This window comes from Thalassospira sp. (genome assembly GCF_002709775.1).
Lineage (GTDB): Bacteria > Pseudomonadota > Alphaproteobacteria > Rhodospirillales > Thalassospiraceae > Thalassospira.
This window is the reverse complement of sequence record NZ_PAQR01000014.1, coordinates 23,421-40,165: the sequence shown is the minus strand read 5'-3', so window position 1 is coordinate 40,165 and position 16,745 is coordinate 23,421. Positions and strand designations below refer to the sequence as shown.

Sequence of the window (16,745 nt, the reverse complement as noted above, 5' to 3'; positions counted from 1 at the left end):
CGTGCCATGACCTGATCTCCTGGTCTATAAATTCGCAAAAGGACGCTTGGCCTGAACATGCAGGCCCGCGCTTGGAAGCGGGTTAATACTGCCTATGACCAATGTCGTCAAGCCTTCATCAACCGAAAACCGCGACAAAAACGCTTATCCGAGCGGTTTTGGCGATAATCCGTGGTTTGGGCCGGTATTTGCCCAACTCAACCGCACGGAATCTTTGGCTTTTCAAACCGGGGCGACAATAACAAAGACCCGATTTACAGGCAATTGCGCACGTTCGGCCCATTTATCACAACCGATTCTCCGCACATATATATAATGTCACCGCCTTTGCTGCCGCACGCGCATTCAATCTGTAGCTTTATTGATACGGATCAAAACGCATACGCGCACAGCATGGTAGGTTCGACACCATGAGTTAAAAAATCCGTTTCGGGAGCATGACGGGACATGGAATTCAAATCAGATAGCAAAGTTTCTCTGCCGCTTTTGGGCATTCTGCTGGTCGCTGTAATTGGCTTGGCGCTTTACCTTGCCGGTTATGTTCTTGCCGCATTCGGCGTTCCGGTCGCGTCCTTCTGGATTTATGTCGCGCTGGCACTTGTGCCGGTCAGCTTCCTTGTACTGATCGATTTTAGCCGCTGATTCTGCCTCCCCCCGCAGAACAGTACTGAGACGGCCTGCCACTTGTTGCGACAGGCCGTTTTTTTTGCGCGTATTTCAAATACGCGATCAGGCTGGCTGGTCGGGCTCGTTTTTCCAGTGAATGTCACGACAGGGGATCTGGCCCGGTCTGGCAAAGAAGTATCCCTGATAGGCGTCTACCCCCATCGCCATCAGCTCGGCGCGCTGCTCGGACGTCTCGATCCCTTCGGCAATGACCTTGAGCCCGAAACGATGGGCAATCAGGATCGCCCCCTCGATCACGACACGGGCATTCTCGTCCATCGACAGGACAAAAGACTTGTCGATCTTGACCGCATCAATGCGGATTTCATGCAGGCGCGACAGGGACGAATAGCCGGTGCCGAAATCATCGATATAGATTTCGACCCCCATATTGTGCAGTTGATCAAGCACAGTGGCGATCTGGGCTGTCTGGCGCTTTTCGAAAATTGATTCGGTCACTTCCAGAACAAGCCGATCCGATACCAGCCCGGTATCGGCCAGAACCCGCGACACCATATGGGCAAAGTTCGGCATCACGATCTGGCGGATCGAAACGTTAATCGCAATCTTTGTGCTTTCCGGGATATCGGCATCGTCCTGTATGGTTTGGCAGGCCTTGCGCATGCACCATTCGCCGATATCGACGATCAGCGCGCTTTCCTCGGCAATCGGGATGAATTCATCGGGCACGACAGGGCCCAGCACGGCACTGTTCCAACGCAAAAGCGCCTCATAGGCGATGATGTCGCCTGTATGGGCATCAATGACCGGTTGGTATTCGATATCGAACTCATCAGCACTCATGGCGCGTCTGAGCGCCTGTGTAACGCTGAGACGACGTTCCTGTTCAAGTAGCAGCGTCTTGTCATAGCTGTGCACACTGCCACGCCCGGATCTTTTGACCTCGGCCGCGGCAAGATCGGCCCAGTGGATCAGTTCCGAAATTGACGGGTTCCGGCCTGAGGAAAAGGCAACACCGGTGCTGAACCCGACATGCAGCGTATGGCCGACAATATTGATCGGCTGGCTAACCGCTTCCTGGGCCTGCTCAACCACGGTTTCGACCAGCGGATGAAGTTCGGCACTTGATGCGGCCAGAACGATCAGGAATTCATCCCCGCCCCAGCGGCCCAGCGCGTGATAACCATCCACACATTCGCTTAACCGCATACTGACAGATCGCAGAACTTCATCGCCGATGGCGTGACTAAGGCCATCATTGATCTGCTTAAACCGGTCGAGATCGATGAACAGAACCGCGTAATCCAATAACGCATCCGAGCGTTTTTTGCGTTCGAACCAGGCAACAATGCCGTCACGGTTCAGCACCCCGGTCAGGGCATCATGCTCCACCAGGTTTTGCAGTTCTTCAGTGCGCTGCTCAACGCGGGCTTCAAGGGTTGCGTTCCAGTCTTCGGTAATCCGGTTCTTCTGTTTAAGGTCTTCAATCAGGCCCTGATTTTGATGCTTAAGCACGAAGGACCGGAACAAAACCGCGTGGTTGTTGCGGTGGGTGACCAGCATCACCAGCAGGAACACCAGCGCCAAGGCGGACAGGATATAGTTCGCATCCCCCATCACCGACAAAATCACCGCTGGTGGTAACAGCAACGCACACAGATAAAACCGCCCGACGAGAAACACCGGGGCCAAAATACCCGTGGCACCACCCGCCATGCCGGCAATGATGATCATGGTCAGAAACTGGCTTTCGCCCTGGACGGCGGGGATTTCAATCGCGCCAACCACAGACCACAACAGACCAGTGACGATCACCCCGATCTGATAACGAAAGCGCCATTTGCGCAGAAGGTCAGATGAAAGCTCCGTACTGTTTTCGCGCGTCAGGTGATAAAGATAGCCACCCCAAAGCCGAACACAGCAAATCACGGTGACGACCAGAAGCCAGATCACAGTTTCGGCGCGCAAATCACCGCGCAGCCAGAACATCGCAACCATGCTGACCCCGGCGGCCAGATTGACGAGAATATTTGCCCAGTTATTGCGATAGGCGAGATCAAGCAGGTCGCGCTGAACCTTTCCGGCCAATTCTTCGCCGGTATTTATCTCTATGCCCGGGTCGAGAACGCGTTTACCGATCCTCCTGACCAAGCCAGCGTTCTTTTTCATCTGGTCTTGCGCCTCTGACATCGTCCTACGATCAACATATCCTATACATAGGTAATAACCTAAGCCAACGGGAATATGTCTGATCCGTCATATTGCGCAGGAATACCCGCACCCTGAAAATGCCGGTCAAAACTGATCGGCAAGTTTGATGACATCTTCCGGTGCAAGTCCCTCCTCGCGCATCGCGCGCAGGGTTTTGGATTTGTCACGCTTGGCAAAGCGCTTGCCGTCCGGGCCGGTCAACAGCCCGTGATGATGATATTCCGGCACGTCATAGCCAAGAAGTTCCTGCAACAGGCGATGCAGGTGACTGGCAAAAAACAGGTCCTCACCACGAGTTACAAGGGTTATGCCCTGCAAGTCATCATCATGGGTGACGGAGAGATGATAGCTGGTCGGGGTATCCTTGCGGGCGAGCACCACATCACCAAAGATTTCCGGTGTCGCGATCTGTTTGCCGACCGCACGGTCAAACCAGGTCAGTTCACGCCCCACCCGTTTTATTGCAGCAGCCATATCAAGACGCAGTGCATAGCTTTCACCGGCTGCGATGCGGTCCTCGCGCTCAGATGGAGAACAATGCCGACAGGTGCCGGGATAAAGCGCACCATCAGGTCCGTGCGGCGCATTGCCGATGCGTTCGATTTCAGCCTGAATGTCCTTACGCGTACAAAAGCACGGATACAGCAATTCCATGTCGGACAAGCGATCAAGTACTGCCTGATAATCGGCAAAATGATCGGACTGCACCCGGACCGGCTGTTCCCATTCGAGACCCAGCCATGCAAGGTCTTCGTAGATCGCATCAAGATATTCCGGGCGACACCGCGTCTGGTCGATATCTTCGATGCGCAAAAGAAAACGGCCATCCGGCCCGGCCTGTTTTGCAGAAAACAAAGCCGAGGCCGCATGGCCGAGATGAAGATATCCGGTCGGGCTGGGTGCAAAACGGGTGATGGTGATCATCCTCGATACACCTTGGCCTTTACCAGCGGTCGCGATCACCCGCGGCGTGGTCACGGGCCTGCGCGGTATCGGCAGGCACATGACGCATCGGGCGTTTTGGCGGACGTGCGCCTTCCTCGTCAAACAGGTCGGACAGTTCGCGCAGCATGGTGCCACCAAGCTCTTCCGGATCATTGATCGTCACCGCACGGCGGTAATATCGCGTCACGTCATGACCGATACCAATCGCCAACAGTTCAACCGGTGATCTGGTTTCGATCCATTCGATCACTTCGCGCAGGTGGCGTTCCAGATAATTTCCGGAGTTTACCGAAAGCGTCGAATCATCGACCGGCGCACCATCGGAAATCACCATCATGATCCGGCGTTGTTCGCTTCGCGCCAGAAGACGTTCATGCGCCCAAAGCAGTGCTTCGCCGTCGATGTTTTCCTTAAGCAGCCCTTCGCGCAGCATCAGGCCAAGGTTCTTGCGCGCCCGACGCCACGGCGTATCGGCGGCCTTATAGATGATATGACGCAAATCGTTGAGGCGCCCCGGTTTCGGTGGTTTGCCTGCCTCGACCCAGCTTTCACGCGACTGGCCGCCTTTCCACTGACGGGTGGTGAAGCCCAGAATTTCGACCTTAACCCCGCAACGCTCCAGCGTACGCGCCAGAATATCGGCCGACAGGGCCGCAATCGTAATCGGACGGCCGCGCATGGAGCCGGAATTATCGATCAGAAGGGTCACCACCGTATCGCGGAAATCGGTATCCTGTTCCTGCTTGAATGACAGCGAAGTCGAAGGCGTGGAAACGATACGCGCAAGCTTTGCGGCATCGAGAATGCCTTCTTCAAGGTCGAAGTCCCAACCACGATTCTGCTGCGCCATCAGGCGACGTTGCAGACGGTTGGCAACGCGTGACACCACGTTCTGAAGGTTGGCGAGCTGCTTATCAAGCATCGCACGCAGGCGCGACAGTTCAAGGTTTTCACACAGATCATCTGCCGTGACGACTTCGTCAAACTCACGCGTGAAAGGCTCGTAGCCGCGTTCGACCGGCTCGTTGCGGCCATCAAATTCCGGCTGTTCGCCCGGGCCGGCAGGCTTTTCTTCCTGCGACATGGCTTCAAGCTGCTGATCGTCGATGTCGCCTTCGCCGGCCTCGGCTTCTTCGGAACCGGCATCGGTTTGATCATCGCTGCCATCAGGATCTGAATCGTCATTCTGGCCCTGTTGGCCGCCCTGACTTTCCATGTCTTCCTGATCGGGATCGTTTTCGCCTTCCTGCTGATCTTCGTCGTCGCCTTCCTGTTCGGGCGGGGCATCATCAAGGTCTTCTTCAAGCGACAGGTGATCGAGCAATTTGCGCATGCCGCGCGCAAAGGCATCCTGATCATCCATGACATCACGAAGATTGGTCAGGTCAGAACCGGCGTTTTCTTCGATATGTGAACGCCACAAATCAATCAGCGGGCCAGCAGATTCAGGCGCCTTTTCACCAGTAAAGATTTCACGCGCCAACATCCCGATCGCATCGGCAAACGGGGCATCATCGCGTGAAGTCACACGGTGATAATTCTTGGCGTGGCAATCCTGTTCGGCGTGGTCGCGAAGGTTCTTGCGCACACCGGGGAAATACCGCGATCCCACCGCCTCGACACGGGCGGTTTCAAGCGCATCGTAAACAGCCTGAGCCTCAGCCGTTTCGGGCATGCGCTTGGCGTGCAGGGCCGCGTCATGGTGGCGCATCTTGAGCGCCCAGCCATCGGCAATGCCGCGCAGATCGGCGACTTCATCCTTGGGCATGGCCTGTTTGGGCATTGGCAAACGCACATGTTCACCGTAGCCCCCCGGACGCCCGCCTTTGACAAAGCCGACTTCCAGATCATTGCGCCCGGCAAGCGCACGAAACGTCGCTGCCGTACCGCGCAAGAAGCCGGAAAGAGCCTCATCATTCTTCATTGCACTACTCGCTTGTGGAACCAGTTCACCAATCTGTTTGAGGGTCACGCCTTAGCGGACCATCACATTGATGGCTTCATCGGGCAGTTCTTCGCCAAAGCAACGCTGGTAATATTCCGCCAGGATCGGACGTTCGACTTCATCGCAACGGTTTAAGAACGTTACGCGGAAGGCATAGGAAACGTCACCAAAGATCTTGGCGTTTTCGGCAAGCGTAATCACGGTACGCGGGCTCATGACAGTCGAAATATCACCGGCAACAAAACCCTGACGTGTCAGGTTGGCAAGGGCAACCATGGCTTCGATCTTCTGACGGCCCTCGGCGTTATCAAACGACGGAACCTTGGCAGCGATGATGTTGGTTTCATCTTCGACCGACAGATAGTTCAGCGTCGCGATGATCGACCAACGGTCCATCTGCGCCTGGTTGATCTGCTGGGTGCCGTGATAGAGGCCCGTGGTATCGCCAAGACCAACCGTGTTTGACGTCGCAAACAGGCGGAAGTGCGAATGCGGGTGGATGACCTTGTTCTGATCAAGCAGGGTCAGCTTGCCATCAACTTCCAGAACACGCTGGATGACGAACATCACGTCCGGACGGCCAGCATCATATTCATCAAACACCATCGCGACCGGACGCTTCAGCGCCCATGGCAGAATGCCTTCGCGGAATTCAGTGATCTGTTTGCCATCACGCAGAACAATCGCGTCCTTACCGATCAGGTCGATACGGCTGATATGGCTATCAAGGTTCACACGCACGCACGGCCAGTTAAGGCGTGCGGCCACCTGTTCGATATGGGTCGATTTACCGGTGCCGTGATAACCCTGAATCATCACACGGCGGTTATAGGCAAAGCCCGCCAGGATCGCGAGCGTCGTGTCGCGGTCAAAGCGATAGGTCGGGTCAATCGCCGGCACATGTTCGCTGCCCTGGCTAAAGGCCGGGACGTCCATATCAACATCGATCCCGAACGTTTCACGCACGGAAATGGTGGTATCGGGTGTATCGAGCGGATGTTCAGCTGCTACACCGCTCGCTTCGTAACCTTGGCTCATAAGTACTCGCGCATTTTTCGGACCGGCGCTGGTGGCGCGGTCGTTTCGTTAAACTTGCTCATTAATAGCGGTTATGGCGCATCACACAAAGGGAAGATGCGCAAAAAATCTCTATTATCGCAAAAGGTTTACTCGATAAGACCTAACCGGTACGCAAACTGCAACCAGATAGACCGGTTTTCATCGAATTTCGCAGAAAATTAGCCGGGAAACTAAAGCGTCACCCGCGCTTCGAGATCACGGATGTACTGGGTAAGCGATGTATAGGCCGCACTGATACGCTTGAAGCGTTCTTCGGCCGCCTTGTCCCCGCCATTGGCATCGGGATGGTACTTTTTTGAAAGCGCCTTGTATTTGGCCTTGAGCTCATCGCGGGTAAACGGCCAGCCGAGATCAAGGGTTGCCATCGCCTGTTGCTGTTCGGCGGGCATGCCAAGTGCGCCTGCACGGCGTTGGGATTCCTCGGTTTTGCGTTGACGTTCTGCGCGCGCCTTGTCCTCGGCGCCGGGGCCATGGTGGGTTTGATCGCCGTCTTCGTTAAAGAAGCCAAACCCGTCCTTGAATTTGAAATTGAACGGCTTTTTCGAACCGCGGATATGACCGAACTGCCAGGTCGGGCGCTGCCAGTGGGTATCGCGGCGCATGTCGCTTTCGATATCCTCGGCCTTCATGCCCTCGTAATAGTTCCACGACTTGTTGTATTCGCGGACATGTTCCAGACAGAACTTGTAATAGTCACGCAACTTGCGATCCTTGGGCGCACGGAATTCCCCATGCCCGTCACATTCCGGCCAGTCACATGCCGGCAGAACGGGTTCATTGTGGTAAAGCGTCTTGCGCTTGTTGCGGTGTCCTCGGTTCATTTGCGTCTATATGTTCTGAAAATTCGATGCGCGCAATATCATACGGGTGCTTTAAATGCGATAAAAGGCTTGAAAAACGGCCATCGCGTGACAGAACTTGTTCGCACGCATCAAATTCGCAGATCATTGCGAACATCACCATAGAACAGAGGCCCTTACCATGCAGGTCGCCAATCAGATCCGTGACATCCTGACCGAACAATTCGCCCCGGTCGAACTACAGATCAATGATGATTCATCCAAACATGCCGGTCATGCCGGTGCAGACCCGCGCGGCGAGTCCCATTTTTCCGTTCTTGTGGTGTCCGAGAAATTCGAAGGCGAGAACCGCGTCAATCGCCAGCGCCTTGTTTATGGCGCACTTGATGCGTTGCTCAAGGACCGGGTTCATGCGCTTGCACTGAAAACCATGACACCCGCGGAATACGAAGCCGCCCTTGCAGCCAAAAACAATTAATCACAATTCCACATAGTGAAATCAACCTAGACGTTCATCCCGATTAGGCGCAATGCTTATGAACAAGCCGTGCGAATATGGAAATTCGCGCGGCACGGATGCCGGTCAATGGCATCCGCTACAATCGGGAGGACTACGTAATGACGAAACGCCTTCTAGTGGCGAGCATTGCGCTTGCCATGTCCGGTACCGCCTATGCGCAAGCACCTGCGCCGGACAATCTTGAAAAACTCTCAAGCTTCCAATCAACCGGGACGACAGAATTCACCGTCATCGAACAGGGCGGGGATTATGCCGAGGGGATCAAAAAGACCCTTGAACGCATCAAGCTTCCTGACGGGTTCAAGATCGGTCTTTATGCCATTGTCCCCGATGCCCGCCATATCGCGGTCGGTCCCCAAGGGGTCGTGACCTTTGTCGGCACGCGCAAGGACAAGGTCTGGGCCGTAACCGACCGCAACAAGGACCGGGTCGCGGACGAGGTAAAGGACTTTGCCCCGTCGCTCCGCTTTGCCATTCCCAATGGTCCGTGTTTCTCGTCTGACGGGTTCCTGTATATCGCCGAACAGAACCGCGTTCTGGTATTCCCGGCAGCCGAGTTCTTCTATGAAAGCCCGGATGTCGCGGCCTTTAACGTGGTCAAGCAGGGTGATCTGATCCCACCGGCCGAGGAAAGCTATAACCACACCGCGCGTGTCTGCAAAATCGGCCCGGACGGAAAGCTTTATATTTCGCTTGGTCAGCCATTTAACGTGGCACCGGAAGACAAGCTTGATCTGTATCGCGAAGTCGGGATTGGCGGCATCATCCGCATCAATACCGATGGCACCGGCCGCGAAGTCTACACATACGGGGTGCGGAACTCTGTCGGTCATGACTTCCATCCGGTCACCGGCGAACTGTGGTGGACGGACAACCAGGTTGATGGCATGGGCGATGATATCCCGCCCGGTGAAATCAACCGTCAGACCGCCGCAGGCCAGCATTTCGGCCACCCGTGGTATGGCGGCGGTGATGTCCGCACCAACGAATATGCCGGTCAGGAAGTGCCCTATGACGTGGTCATGCCGGCGGTTGAAACCGTGGCCCATGCCGCCGACCTTGGCATGAGCTTCTATACCGGCAAGATGTTTCCGGCCAAATACAAGAACGCGATCTTCTCGGCCCAGCACGGGTCGTGGAACCGCACCACACCGGTCGGCGCACGGGTGATGGTGACCTTCATCGATGACGAAGGCAATGCCACCACCGAGCCGTTTGCCGAAGGCTGGATTGACGAGAATGAGGAATATCTTGGTCGTCCGGTCGATGTTGCCCAATTGCGTGATGGTTCGATCATTGTTTCCGATGATCTGGCCGGGGCGCTGTATCGCATCTGGTACGAGGGCAATTGATGCGCATAGCTTTGATCGCACTCCTCGGCGGGCTTCTGTCCGCCGTGGTGTTTCCTGCGGCGGCACAAGATGCCACCGCACCTGATCCCGAAATGCTCAAGGATGGACGCAAGGTGGCGGGTATGTGCCGCACCTGCCACGGGCTTGACGGCTTGGCCCGCATTCCGATTGCCCCGCATATCGGGGGCGAGCCGGTCGATTACCTGATTGCGCAGTTAAAGGCGTTCAAGTCCGGGGCGCGCGAACATGAAATGATGACCGTGGTCGCGGGCAGTCTTTCTGATGATCAGATCGAGGTTGTCGCACACTGGTTCAATCATTTTGATGCCACCGGCACCCTGCCCGCCAACACATCCGAGGATGACGCCCCGGAACTTTGTGTTGGCTGCCATAGCGCAAACGGGATTTCGACGCTTGAAGATGCGCCCAATCTGGCGGGGGAAACCAACATCTATATCGAAACGCAGCTCAAGGCGTTTCGTACTGGCAAACGGGTCCATGACATCATGACACCGATTGCCAAGGACCTGACAGATGCCGAAATGCAGGCCGCAGCAGACTGGTATAGCAATATCGACATCAAGATCACTGAGCCGTCCGGCAATTAGTCCGGACGGTTTTCTCAACCTAATCTGCGATCTTAACTCTCCGGGCGAAGGGCGGCGGACACATTCAGTCCGACCGTAAGGGCGGCCAGTGTCCGACCGGTATCGGGATCGATCACCGGCACGGTGATTTGCGACAGAAACGCGCGGGTTGAGGCATCATACCAGATATCGGTGATCAGGGCCTGATCGCGATTGATGCTTTCAACCATCTGGAACTGGGTTTCGTCGCTTTGATCGAAATCCGATGTCAGGCGGCTCATGCCAACGATCTCGCCATGCGTGTCAAAGACAAAGGCCTCAGCCACCTGATCGCCGACACTTGTCTGGAAAACGCGCAGGTACTCCGAAAGCTCGTTACCAAGAATTTCGGTCGCGGTTGCGCTTGTTTCGCCATTTCGCGCCATTGCCTTCCATTCTGCATCGGTCAGGCGTTTTTCATCAGCCGTCGGGTGGATCATCCCGGCAAGCTGATCCTGAACATGGGCGACAAGTTCCGGCGAATTTGCGAACTGACGCACGATGGGCAATTGCGCCTGTTCGATGGCATCGCGTTCCCACGGCTCCAGATGCATCGGGCGGGTTTCACAAAATTCCAGAACGGCATTGAGTTCATCGAGCATATCGGGAAAGGCCGCGACATAGCTTTTGGAAAAATAAACAACCAGCGGTGCATAGCGTTCGAACTGCACCATGAATTTTTCCGCGCCCAATCCCAGTTCGTTGCGGGCAATTTCAAAGCTGTGCTTGTCGACAAGGGCATATTCGACACGACCAGCGGCGACCTGACCAACAAGCGACGCAATCGAAGGGACCCGCATAACATCGTTATAGCCCTGCTCGCCCAGCCATTCGGCCTCGTTCGAGCCCAGAATGGCGCCGACGGTGGTAAAATCACCGGGCTTTGGCCGACGACTGACGCGCGGGTCATCGGATTTGATCGAGGATGAAACCCACACCCACTTTTCCAGTGCAAGCGGATTGGTCGCCACCGCATACTCGTCCATGGCATCACTGATGCGCGCCAAGAAGAACCCGTCCGCCTTGCCATTGCGCACCATTTCGCGGTTTCTCTGGCGCGGCGCAATCGCAAGGCCATAGCCAACCCCGATCCGTTCGAACACACAATTCAGCACCGAAACGGAATAGCCGCTCAGCATGCCGTTTTGCAGTTCCTGATAGGGGGGATGCAGGTTGGTTTGCAGGATCAGAAAACTGTCCTGACTATCGATATCGGCCTGACCTTCTTCTGCTTGTGGCGAAGGAAGATCATGGGCCTGAAGGGCGGGTGCAAAAAGCATCACCGCACTGGTCAGGAAAAGCACCAATGCCGCGCCAACACCCGGGCGCAACCGGCCTTCCCAGCCATTTTTGTTATTTGTTGTTTTGGACTTTCCATCCCGACGCAACATGGTCATGGGTCACCTGACAAATACACGTTACGGACAGTTCTGATATTGGTCCGCGCAAATGCACTTGCAAGATACCGGGATCGGGAGACCGCCCTATTTGTCGCCGGTATAGAAATCCGGCGAGATACGCTTGACCGCCGGTCCGTCACTGCGCCAACCGTGGCAGGTATTGATCAACGGATTGCGACGGGGCGGTTTGGTGTCATTTTCTTCCGGTGCTTCAAGGGATTCCTTGGCCAGGATCGGAAAGATCGTCTGAAACGCCGTGGTCGCCACCGGCCCCATCAGTTCATTGAGATGCGTACAGCCATGCACGCCCCCGGTCCGCTCGCGGATCTGTTTGCGCAGGCCCGGGCCGAGTTTGAGCCCGATCAGATTTTCGTAATTGGGTGCGATCGCATCACAGGCAGAAAACGGGGCATATTCCATTTCAGCCTCGACCGCGCGGATGACGAGATCATCACCAACTGTGACCCGGATCCACATGCCATGGACCGGCTCACCCGCCGGGATTTCGCCGCGATCATGATTGGTAAAGCCATAGGTCTTGATATCGGTGATGTGACCTTCGATGTCCCACAGGCCGTCTGTGCGGCGGAACCCCTGACAGGTCACGGTGCGGGTATGAATATGTTCGCGTTCTGCGGGGCGGGACAATGGCATGGGACTCTCTCCTTTACGTAAACGTAAAGACGTTCACCCGCACGCTGTCAAGTCGCAAAAGCGTTTCCGTCTATTCCAGCCACCCGTTCAGGCCCGCGTTCCTGCCCCTGAATAACGCCCGGAATTCAACATAGGCCGAAGGCCCGAGGGAGTTTCCCTCAGGCCAATGGCATATCACACACCTGGAAATCGGTTGGCTCAGGCCACGCCGTAATCAGATCCGAAGATGAACTTTTCGCGTTCGCGGACATCTTCTTCAAGCTGGCGTTTGACAACATTAAACAGGTCTCGGATCGACACCATGCCGACAACCTTGTCCCCATCGACCACTGGCAAGTGACGATATCGCCGCGCACTCATCAGATCGAGTGCACTCATGGCCGAGTCATCAGGACCAAGCGTATCGGGGTCAGCTGTCATGACCTTGGAAAGCGGCACCGATGCCGCATCCAGACCCTTGGCGACCACGCGGTTGACAAGGTCACGCTCGGTAAAAATTCCGGCCAGTCTTGCGTTGTTGTCGACGATGATGACCGCGCCAATCTTGCGCTCACTCATCATGTTGACGGCGTCCATCACTGAATCGGCGGGGTTGAGTGTCGCGATGGATTGTTCCTGGACCACACCCGGTACAATTTTCGTATCCATGCATCTCTCTCTGCAGGTTGCTGTTGCCACATGCCCAAACCCGATCAGATTATCTGGTTTCACACTGACAAACGTCAAATCGAAGTGACGTCCGTGGATGACACAGTGTGACGGGCCCTTATTTGCAAGTGGCCCTGCAATCCTTTGGGTCAAGACCTTGATGCACAAGTTTAACCCATAAGTAGATAAAGCTGAAATTTTTTACGCGGGAATGGTTTTATCGCAACACAACTGCCGCCGGGCGCAGGTTCTTATTCCTGCTCTTCCCCGGCCGGGTCGGTTACAGCGCGCAGACGTACACGGGTGATCTGGTTGCGGATACGGCGCAGTACTTCGAACTCGAACCCGTGGAACCGGAACTGCTGCCCGACATCGGGAATGCGCCGGGTTTCATAAAGCAAAAGGCCAGCCACGGTCGCTGCCTCCTCGTCCGGCAGGCGCCAACCAAAGCGACGGTTCAAATCGCGAATGGTGACATCGCCGCGCACGATAACCGATCCGTCGGCCTGCGGCTGAACACCAACCACTTCGACGTCGGTTTCATCGGAAATATCACCAACGATTTCTTCCAGAATGTCTTCAAGCGACACCACGCCTTCGAACGCGCCATATTCATCAACCACAATGGCGAAGTGTTCGTGACGTTCCTTGAACGCCTTGAGCTGATCGGCAAGGGTTGTTGAATCCGGGATAAACCATGCTTCGGCGCTCAGCTCGCGGACATCTTCGGCCGTGGCGGGTTTGGCACCACGCACGATTGCCTTAAGAACTTCGCGCGCATGCAGGACACCGACGATGTTGTCCGGGTCCTTCTCATAAATCGGAATACGGGTGTGCGGGCTTGCCAGAACCGTATCGAGGATTTCTTCCATCGGGCGGGAAATATCGATCATCTGCACCTTGCGACGGTGCACCATGATTTCCCAGACACCAACATCTTCAAGGTCGAGAACGCCATGCAGCATGGTACGTTCGGCATGGTGGTTGCCGACAACCACGTCATCGGCATGCAGTTCAATCGCACCGCGCAGTTCGCGCTCACTGTCAAGCCCCGGGCCTTCGCCACTGCCAAACAGGCGCAAGGTGGCCTGCACGACAACCTGAATGGTCTGGGTTATCGGGGCGAACAGAACGACCAAAACACTCATCGGGCGCGCGACACGCAGCGCCATGGTATCGGCATGCTGAAGCGCATAGGTCTTTGGCAGAATTTCCGAGAAGATCAGAACAAGGGCGGTCATGACGGCAGTCGCATAGACCACGCCGTTTTCACCAAACAGTTCGATCATCACCGATGTCGCCAGGGCAGAGGCCAGAATATTGACCATGTTGTTGCCGAGCAAAATCGCGCCCAGCAACCGTTCCTGATAACGACGCAGCCTGTTAACGATGCCGGCCCGCTGATCACCATCCTGTTCCTTGTGGTGCATGACCGGACGCGACGCCGCCGTCAGCGCGGTTTCCGAGCCAGAAAAGAATGCCGAAAGCATCAACAGCAAAAAAATCACGACAATCGTGACCGTCATTCAGGGCCGTCTCCAAGCGGTGAAGTCTTAAGAACGAGTTTGTCCTGTGTTCATCTATAAGGTCAAATGGCGTTAAACAAGTTAACAACAACACATTGGCACCGATCAGGGCGCCAAATGTCGCAAAACCGTTACCCGCGGCAGGATCGGGTGATGGCCGCACGCATCTTTTGAACATCCATAGCCTTGGATGTGAATGCCTTGCCGATACCACGCGTCATGACAAAGGTGATCTCGCCGTCGCGGACCTTTTTATCGCGCGACATATGCCCGATGACCTTGTCTATATCCCAATGCATGCCGGTGACTTCGGATGCCATCACCGGAAGACCAACCGATTTCAGATGGGCAACAATCCGGTCCTTCTCGCCAGCTGGCGCCATACCCATGGCCCCGCAAACGTCGTGGGCAATGACCATGCCCATGGCAACGGCTTCGCCGTGCAGAAGCTTTTCGCCATATCCGGTTTCGGCTTCGAGCGCGTGGCCAAAGGTGTGACCAAGGTTAAGCAGCGCGCGCTTGCCGCCTTCGCGTTCGTCCTCGGACACAATGCGTGCCTTGGCCGCACAGCTTTTGATCACCGCCTGACGGCGCTCGGGCCCATCAACATCAAGAACCGCCTGCCCGTTTTCTTCAAGCCAGGCAAAGAACTCCGGATCATCGATCAGGCCGTATTTGGCAACCTCGGCATAGCCTGAGCGCAATTCACGTGCCGGCAGGGTATCGAGGACCGACGTGTCGGCCAGAACCAGACGCGGTTGATGAAACGCCCCGATCAGATTTTTACCCGACTTGGAATTGATCCCGGTCTTGCCACCGACGGAGCTATCGACCTGCGAGAGCAAGGTCGTCGGGATCTGCACGAAATCAAGTCCGCGCAGAAGCGATGCCGCAACAAAACCGGCCAGATCACCAACCACACCACCACCCAAGGCAATGATCAGGGTGGAACGTTCGATCCCCATCGCCAAAATCTGTTCGACGACATCTTCGAACATGGCAAAGCTTTTGGATTTTTCACCCGACGGCACGACGACTTCGCGGTGCGGGATCCCGGCACCGTCAAGGGAGTTCAGCACGGTCGGCAGGTGGTTGTCAGAAAGGGCCGCATCGCTGATCACGACAACACCGGCCTTCTTGACGAACGGGGCAATATATTTGGCGGTGTCGGCCAAAAGGTTGCTGCCAACAAGGATGTCATAGCTGCGCGCGCCAAGTTCGACGCGAAGGGTGTCGTGATTGCTCACTCTGTCAGGTTCCTGTCTTGATCAATTGACCATCGTCATCAAAGGAATTCGCAAGCAGTTCAAGAACTGCATCACGGGTGGCTTCCTTGGACGATTCATCACAGTCGAAAATTATATCTGCCCCGGCATAGACCGGGTAACGCGTCTCGATCAGATCGGCCAAGATCTGTCTGGGGTCACCGTTATTAAGCAACGGGCGATGGGTTCGTCCGCTAGTGCGGTGCATCAGCAGATCAAGGTCGGCACGCAGCCAGACCGATACGGATTTTTCGAGAATCAGCTCACGGGTACGTTCGCGAATGAACGCACCACCGCCTGTGGCCAACACGATCTGTTCGCCATCAAGCAAACGGGCAATTACACGTTCCTCGCCGTCGCGAAAAGCCTCTTCGCCATAAAGCTTGAAGATATCGGCTATTGAGCAGCCAGCGGCTTCTTCGATTTCGCGGTCGGCATCGACAAAATCCAGATTGAGTTCCTTGGCGACCATACGGCCGATGCAGCTTTTTCCTGCACCCATCAGTCCAATGAACACCAATGTCCGGCCTTTGAGGCCATCCCGAATTTTGGCGATCACGTCTTCGTGCAAACCCGACTCGGCAATGTTGCTGTCCATGTTCGGTTTGCAGTCCTGTGGTTCAATCAAATGCGTTACAAATTACCCAATTCTTTAGGGCAGCTTGCCCTTGAACGCAAGCAAACCGCGCAGGAAACGCGACAAAAATGCAGCGTCAAAATGCTCCTTTGCGTCACTTTCCGCATACTCTGGCAAAGTTTTGCCCAACCTTGTTGCGCGAGGTCGCATTGGAAAGCGTATTAACTCTCTGTGAGTAACAGCGACCTATACTGCCATTAAGTTGCCGAATTGGCATGCGACGACCACGATGTGATGAAGGGTCCAGGATAGGCGAACGGAGGAGCAAAATGATTGGTAGCCCCCGTTCTTGCATCTTTGATTTTCGTCCGCATACTGGTATTCGCGTCCTTCGCTCAAACGCTTCGAAGTCTGGATTAAAATGAAGATTTTATCGCGCATCATCCTGTTGCTGGTTATCGCCGTGATTGCCGGCGGTGCTACCTTCCTGGTGACCTGGGACATCCCGGCCCCGACCGCCCAAATCGAAGAAACCATCCCGAATTCGAGGTTCAACTAATATGAATTTG

General features: G+C 55.4%; 16 protein-coding genes. 5 read left to right on the top strand and 11 right to left on the bottom strand.

Annotation, left to right across the window (positions count from 1 at the left end; all coding sequences use genetic code 11):
• Positions 1-447 precede the first annotated feature (447 nt).
• A complete protein-coding gene (locus CMO10_RS07310; RefSeq protein WP_297020214.1) occupies positions 448-642 on the top strand; it encodes a hypothetical protein in 195 nt (64 codons plus the stop codon).
• Between the two features lie 87 nt (positions 643-729).
• Here the strand turns inward: CMO10_RS07310 and CMO10_RS07305 are convergent, their stop codons facing one another.
• From CMO10_RS07305 to CMO10_RS07285, 5 genes are all read right to left on the bottom strand, one after another.
• Entirely contained in the window at positions 730-2,796 is a 2,067-nt protein-coding gene (locus CMO10_RS07305; protein ID WP_297020211.1) for a putative bifunctional diguanylate cyclase/phosphodiesterase, read from the bottom strand.
• Positions 2,797-2,922: 126 nt separating this feature from the next.
• Positions 2,923-3,762: a tRNA glutamyl-Q(34) synthetase GluQRS gene (gluQRS, locus tag CMO10_RS07300; protein WP_297020209.1), complete on the bottom strand. Its 840-nt coding sequence runs from the start codon at positions 3,760-3,762 to the stop codon at positions 2,923-2,925.
• A gap of 19 nt (positions 3,763-3,781) precedes the next feature.
• Positions 3,782-5,707, bottom strand: a complete 1,926-nt coding sequence (gene cobT / locus CMO10_RS07295) for a cobaltochelatase subunit CobT (RefSeq protein WP_297020206.1) — start codon at positions 5,705-5,707, stop codon at positions 3,782-3,784.
• Between the two features lie 51 nt (positions 5,708-5,758).
• Positions 5,759-6,766 (bottom strand): cobaltochelatase subunit CobS, encoded by a 1,008-nt coding sequence (cobS, locus tag CMO10_RS07290; RefSeq protein WP_297020204.1) that lies wholly within the window; start codon positions 6,764-6,766, stop codon positions 5,759-5,761.
• A 212-nt stretch (positions 6,767-6,978) separates the two neighbouring features.
• On the bottom strand, positions 6,979-7,629 hold the full coding sequence (locus CMO10_RS07285; protein WP_044827127.1) for a DnaJ domain-containing protein: 651 nt from the start codon (positions 7,627-7,629) through the stop codon (positions 6,979-6,981).
• A 160-nt stretch (positions 7,630-7,789) separates the two neighbouring features.
• Here CMO10_RS07285 and CMO10_RS07280 point away from each other — a divergent pair, with 160 nt between their 5' ends.
• From CMO10_RS07280 to CMO10_RS07270, 3 genes are all read left to right on the top strand, one after another.
• A complete protein-coding gene (locus tag CMO10_RS07280) occupies positions 7,790-8,086 on the top strand; it encodes a BolA family protein (RefSeq protein ID WP_297020200.1) in 297 nt (98 codons plus the stop codon).
• Positions 8,087-8,226: 140 nt separating this feature from the next.
• The gene (locus tag CMO10_RS07275; protein WP_297020197.1) at positions 8,227-9,480 is read left to right on the top strand and encodes a PQQ-dependent sugar dehydrogenase; all 1,254 of its coding nucleotides are present in this window, start codon (positions 8,227-8,229) and stop codon (positions 9,478-9,480) included.
• A complete protein-coding gene (locus tag CMO10_RS07270) occupies positions 9,480-10,088 on the top strand; it encodes a c-type cytochrome (protein WP_297020195.1) in 609 nt (202 codons plus the stop codon). The genes CMO10_RS07275 and CMO10_RS07270 overlap by 1 nt, the downstream gene beginning before the upstream one ends.
• 32 nt (positions 10,089-10,120) lie before the next feature.
• Here the strand turns inward: CMO10_RS07270 and CMO10_RS07265 are convergent, their stop codons facing one another.
• The 6 genes from CMO10_RS07265 to CMO10_RS07240 form a co-directional block, all read right to left on the bottom strand.
• The gene (locus CMO10_RS07265; protein ID WP_297020192.1) at positions 10,121-11,503 is read right to left on the bottom strand and encodes a transporter substrate-binding domain-containing protein; all 1,383 of its coding nucleotides are present in this window, start codon (positions 11,501-11,503) and stop codon (positions 10,121-10,123) included.
• Positions 11,504-11,590: 87 nt separating this feature from the next.
• On the bottom strand, positions 11,591-12,160 hold the full coding sequence (locus CMO10_RS07260; RefSeq protein ID WP_297020189.1) for a DUF2889 domain-containing protein: 570 nt from the start codon (positions 12,158-12,160) through the stop codon (positions 11,591-11,593).
• Between the two features lie 198 nt (positions 12,161-12,358).
• Positions 12,359-12,808, bottom strand: coding sequence for a CBS domain-containing protein (locus CMO10_RS07255; protein ID WP_044827131.1), 450 nt, complete (start codon positions 12,806-12,808; stop codon positions 12,359-12,361).
• Positions 12,809-13,059: 251 nt separating this feature from the next.
• The gene (locus tag CMO10_RS07250) at positions 13,060-14,334 is read right to left on the bottom strand and encodes an HlyC/CorC family transporter (protein ID WP_044827132.1); all 1,275 of its coding nucleotides are present in this window, start codon (positions 14,332-14,334) and stop codon (positions 13,060-13,062) included.
• A gap of 131 nt (positions 14,335-14,465) precedes the next feature.
• Complete coding sequence (gene aroB / locus CMO10_RS07245; RefSeq protein ID WP_297020185.1) at positions 14,466-15,581, bottom strand: 3-dehydroquinate synthase; 1,116 nt, start codon at positions 15,579-15,581, stop codon at positions 14,466-14,468.
• Between the two features lie 4 nt (positions 15,582-15,585).
• Positions 15,586-16,197, bottom strand: a complete 612-nt coding sequence (locus CMO10_RS07240; protein WP_297020182.1) for a shikimate kinase — start codon at positions 16,195-16,197, stop codon at positions 15,586-15,588.
• 400 nt (positions 16,198-16,597) lie between these two features.
• Between CMO10_RS07240 and CMO10_RS07235 the strand changes: the two genes are divergently transcribed.
• On the top strand, positions 16,598-16,735 hold the full coding sequence (locus tag CMO10_RS07235) for a hypothetical protein (RefSeq protein WP_167722791.1): 138 nt from the start codon (positions 16,598-16,600) through the stop codon (positions 16,733-16,735).
• Positions 16,736-16,745 lie beyond the last annotated feature (10 nt).

Bases quoted from the DNA above. Each gene is read 5' to 3' on its own strand.
- CMO10_RS07310 (WP_297020214.1), top strand. From the start codon at position 448: ATGGAATTCAAATCAGATAGCAAAGTTTCTCTGCCGCTTTTGGGCATT.
- CMO10_RS07305 (WP_297020211.1), bottom strand. From the start codon at position 2,796: ATGAAAAAGAACGCTGGCTTGGTCAGGAGGATCGGTAAACGCGTTCTC.
- gluQRS (WP_297020209.1), bottom strand. From the start codon at position 3,762: ATGATCACCATCACCCGTTTTGCACCCAGCCCGACCGGATATCTTCAT.
- cobT (WP_297020206.1), bottom strand. From the start codon at position 5,707: ATGAAGAATGATGAGGCTCTTTCCGGCTTCTTGCGCGGTACGGCAGCG.
- cobS (WP_297020204.1), bottom strand. From the start codon at position 6,766: ATGAGCCAAGGTTACGAAGCGAGCGGTGTAGCAGCTGAACATCCGCTC.
- CMO10_RS07285 (WP_044827127.1), bottom strand. From the start codon at position 7,629: ATGAACCGAGGACACCGCAACAAGCGCAAGACGCTTTACCACAATGAA.
- CMO10_RS07280 (WP_297020200.1), top strand. From the start codon at position 7,790: ATGCAGGTCGCCAATCAGATCCGTGACATCCTGACCGAACAATTCGCC.
- CMO10_RS07275 (WP_297020197.1), top strand. From the start codon at position 8,227: ATGACGAAACGCCTTCTAGTGGCGAGCATTGCGCTTGCCATGTCCGGT.
- CMO10_RS07270 (WP_297020195.1), top strand. From the start codon at position 9,480: ATGCGCATAGCTTTGATCGCACTCCTCGGCGGGCTTCTGTCCGCCGTG.
- CMO10_RS07265 (WP_297020192.1), bottom strand. From the start codon at position 11,503: ATGACCATGTTGCGTCGGGATGGAAAGTCCAAAACAACAAATAACAAA.
- CMO10_RS07260 (WP_297020189.1), bottom strand. From the start codon at position 12,160: ATGCCATTGTCCCGCCCCGCAGAACGCGAACATATTCATACCCGCACC.
- CMO10_RS07255 (WP_044827131.1), bottom strand. From the start codon at position 12,808: ATGGATACGAAAATTGTACCGGGTGTGGTCCAGGAACAATCCATCGCG.
- CMO10_RS07250 (WP_044827132.1), bottom strand. From the start codon at position 14,334: ATGACGGTCACGATTGTCGTGATTTTTTTGCTGTTGATGCTTTCGGCA.
- CMO10_RS07240 (WP_297020182.1), bottom strand. From the start codon at position 16,197: ATGGACAGCAACATTGCCGAGTCGGGTTTGCACGAAGACGTGATCGCC.
- CMO10_RS07235 (WP_167722791.1), top strand. From the start codon at position 16,598: ATGAAGATTTTATCGCGCATCATCCTGTTGCTGGTTATCGCCGTGATT.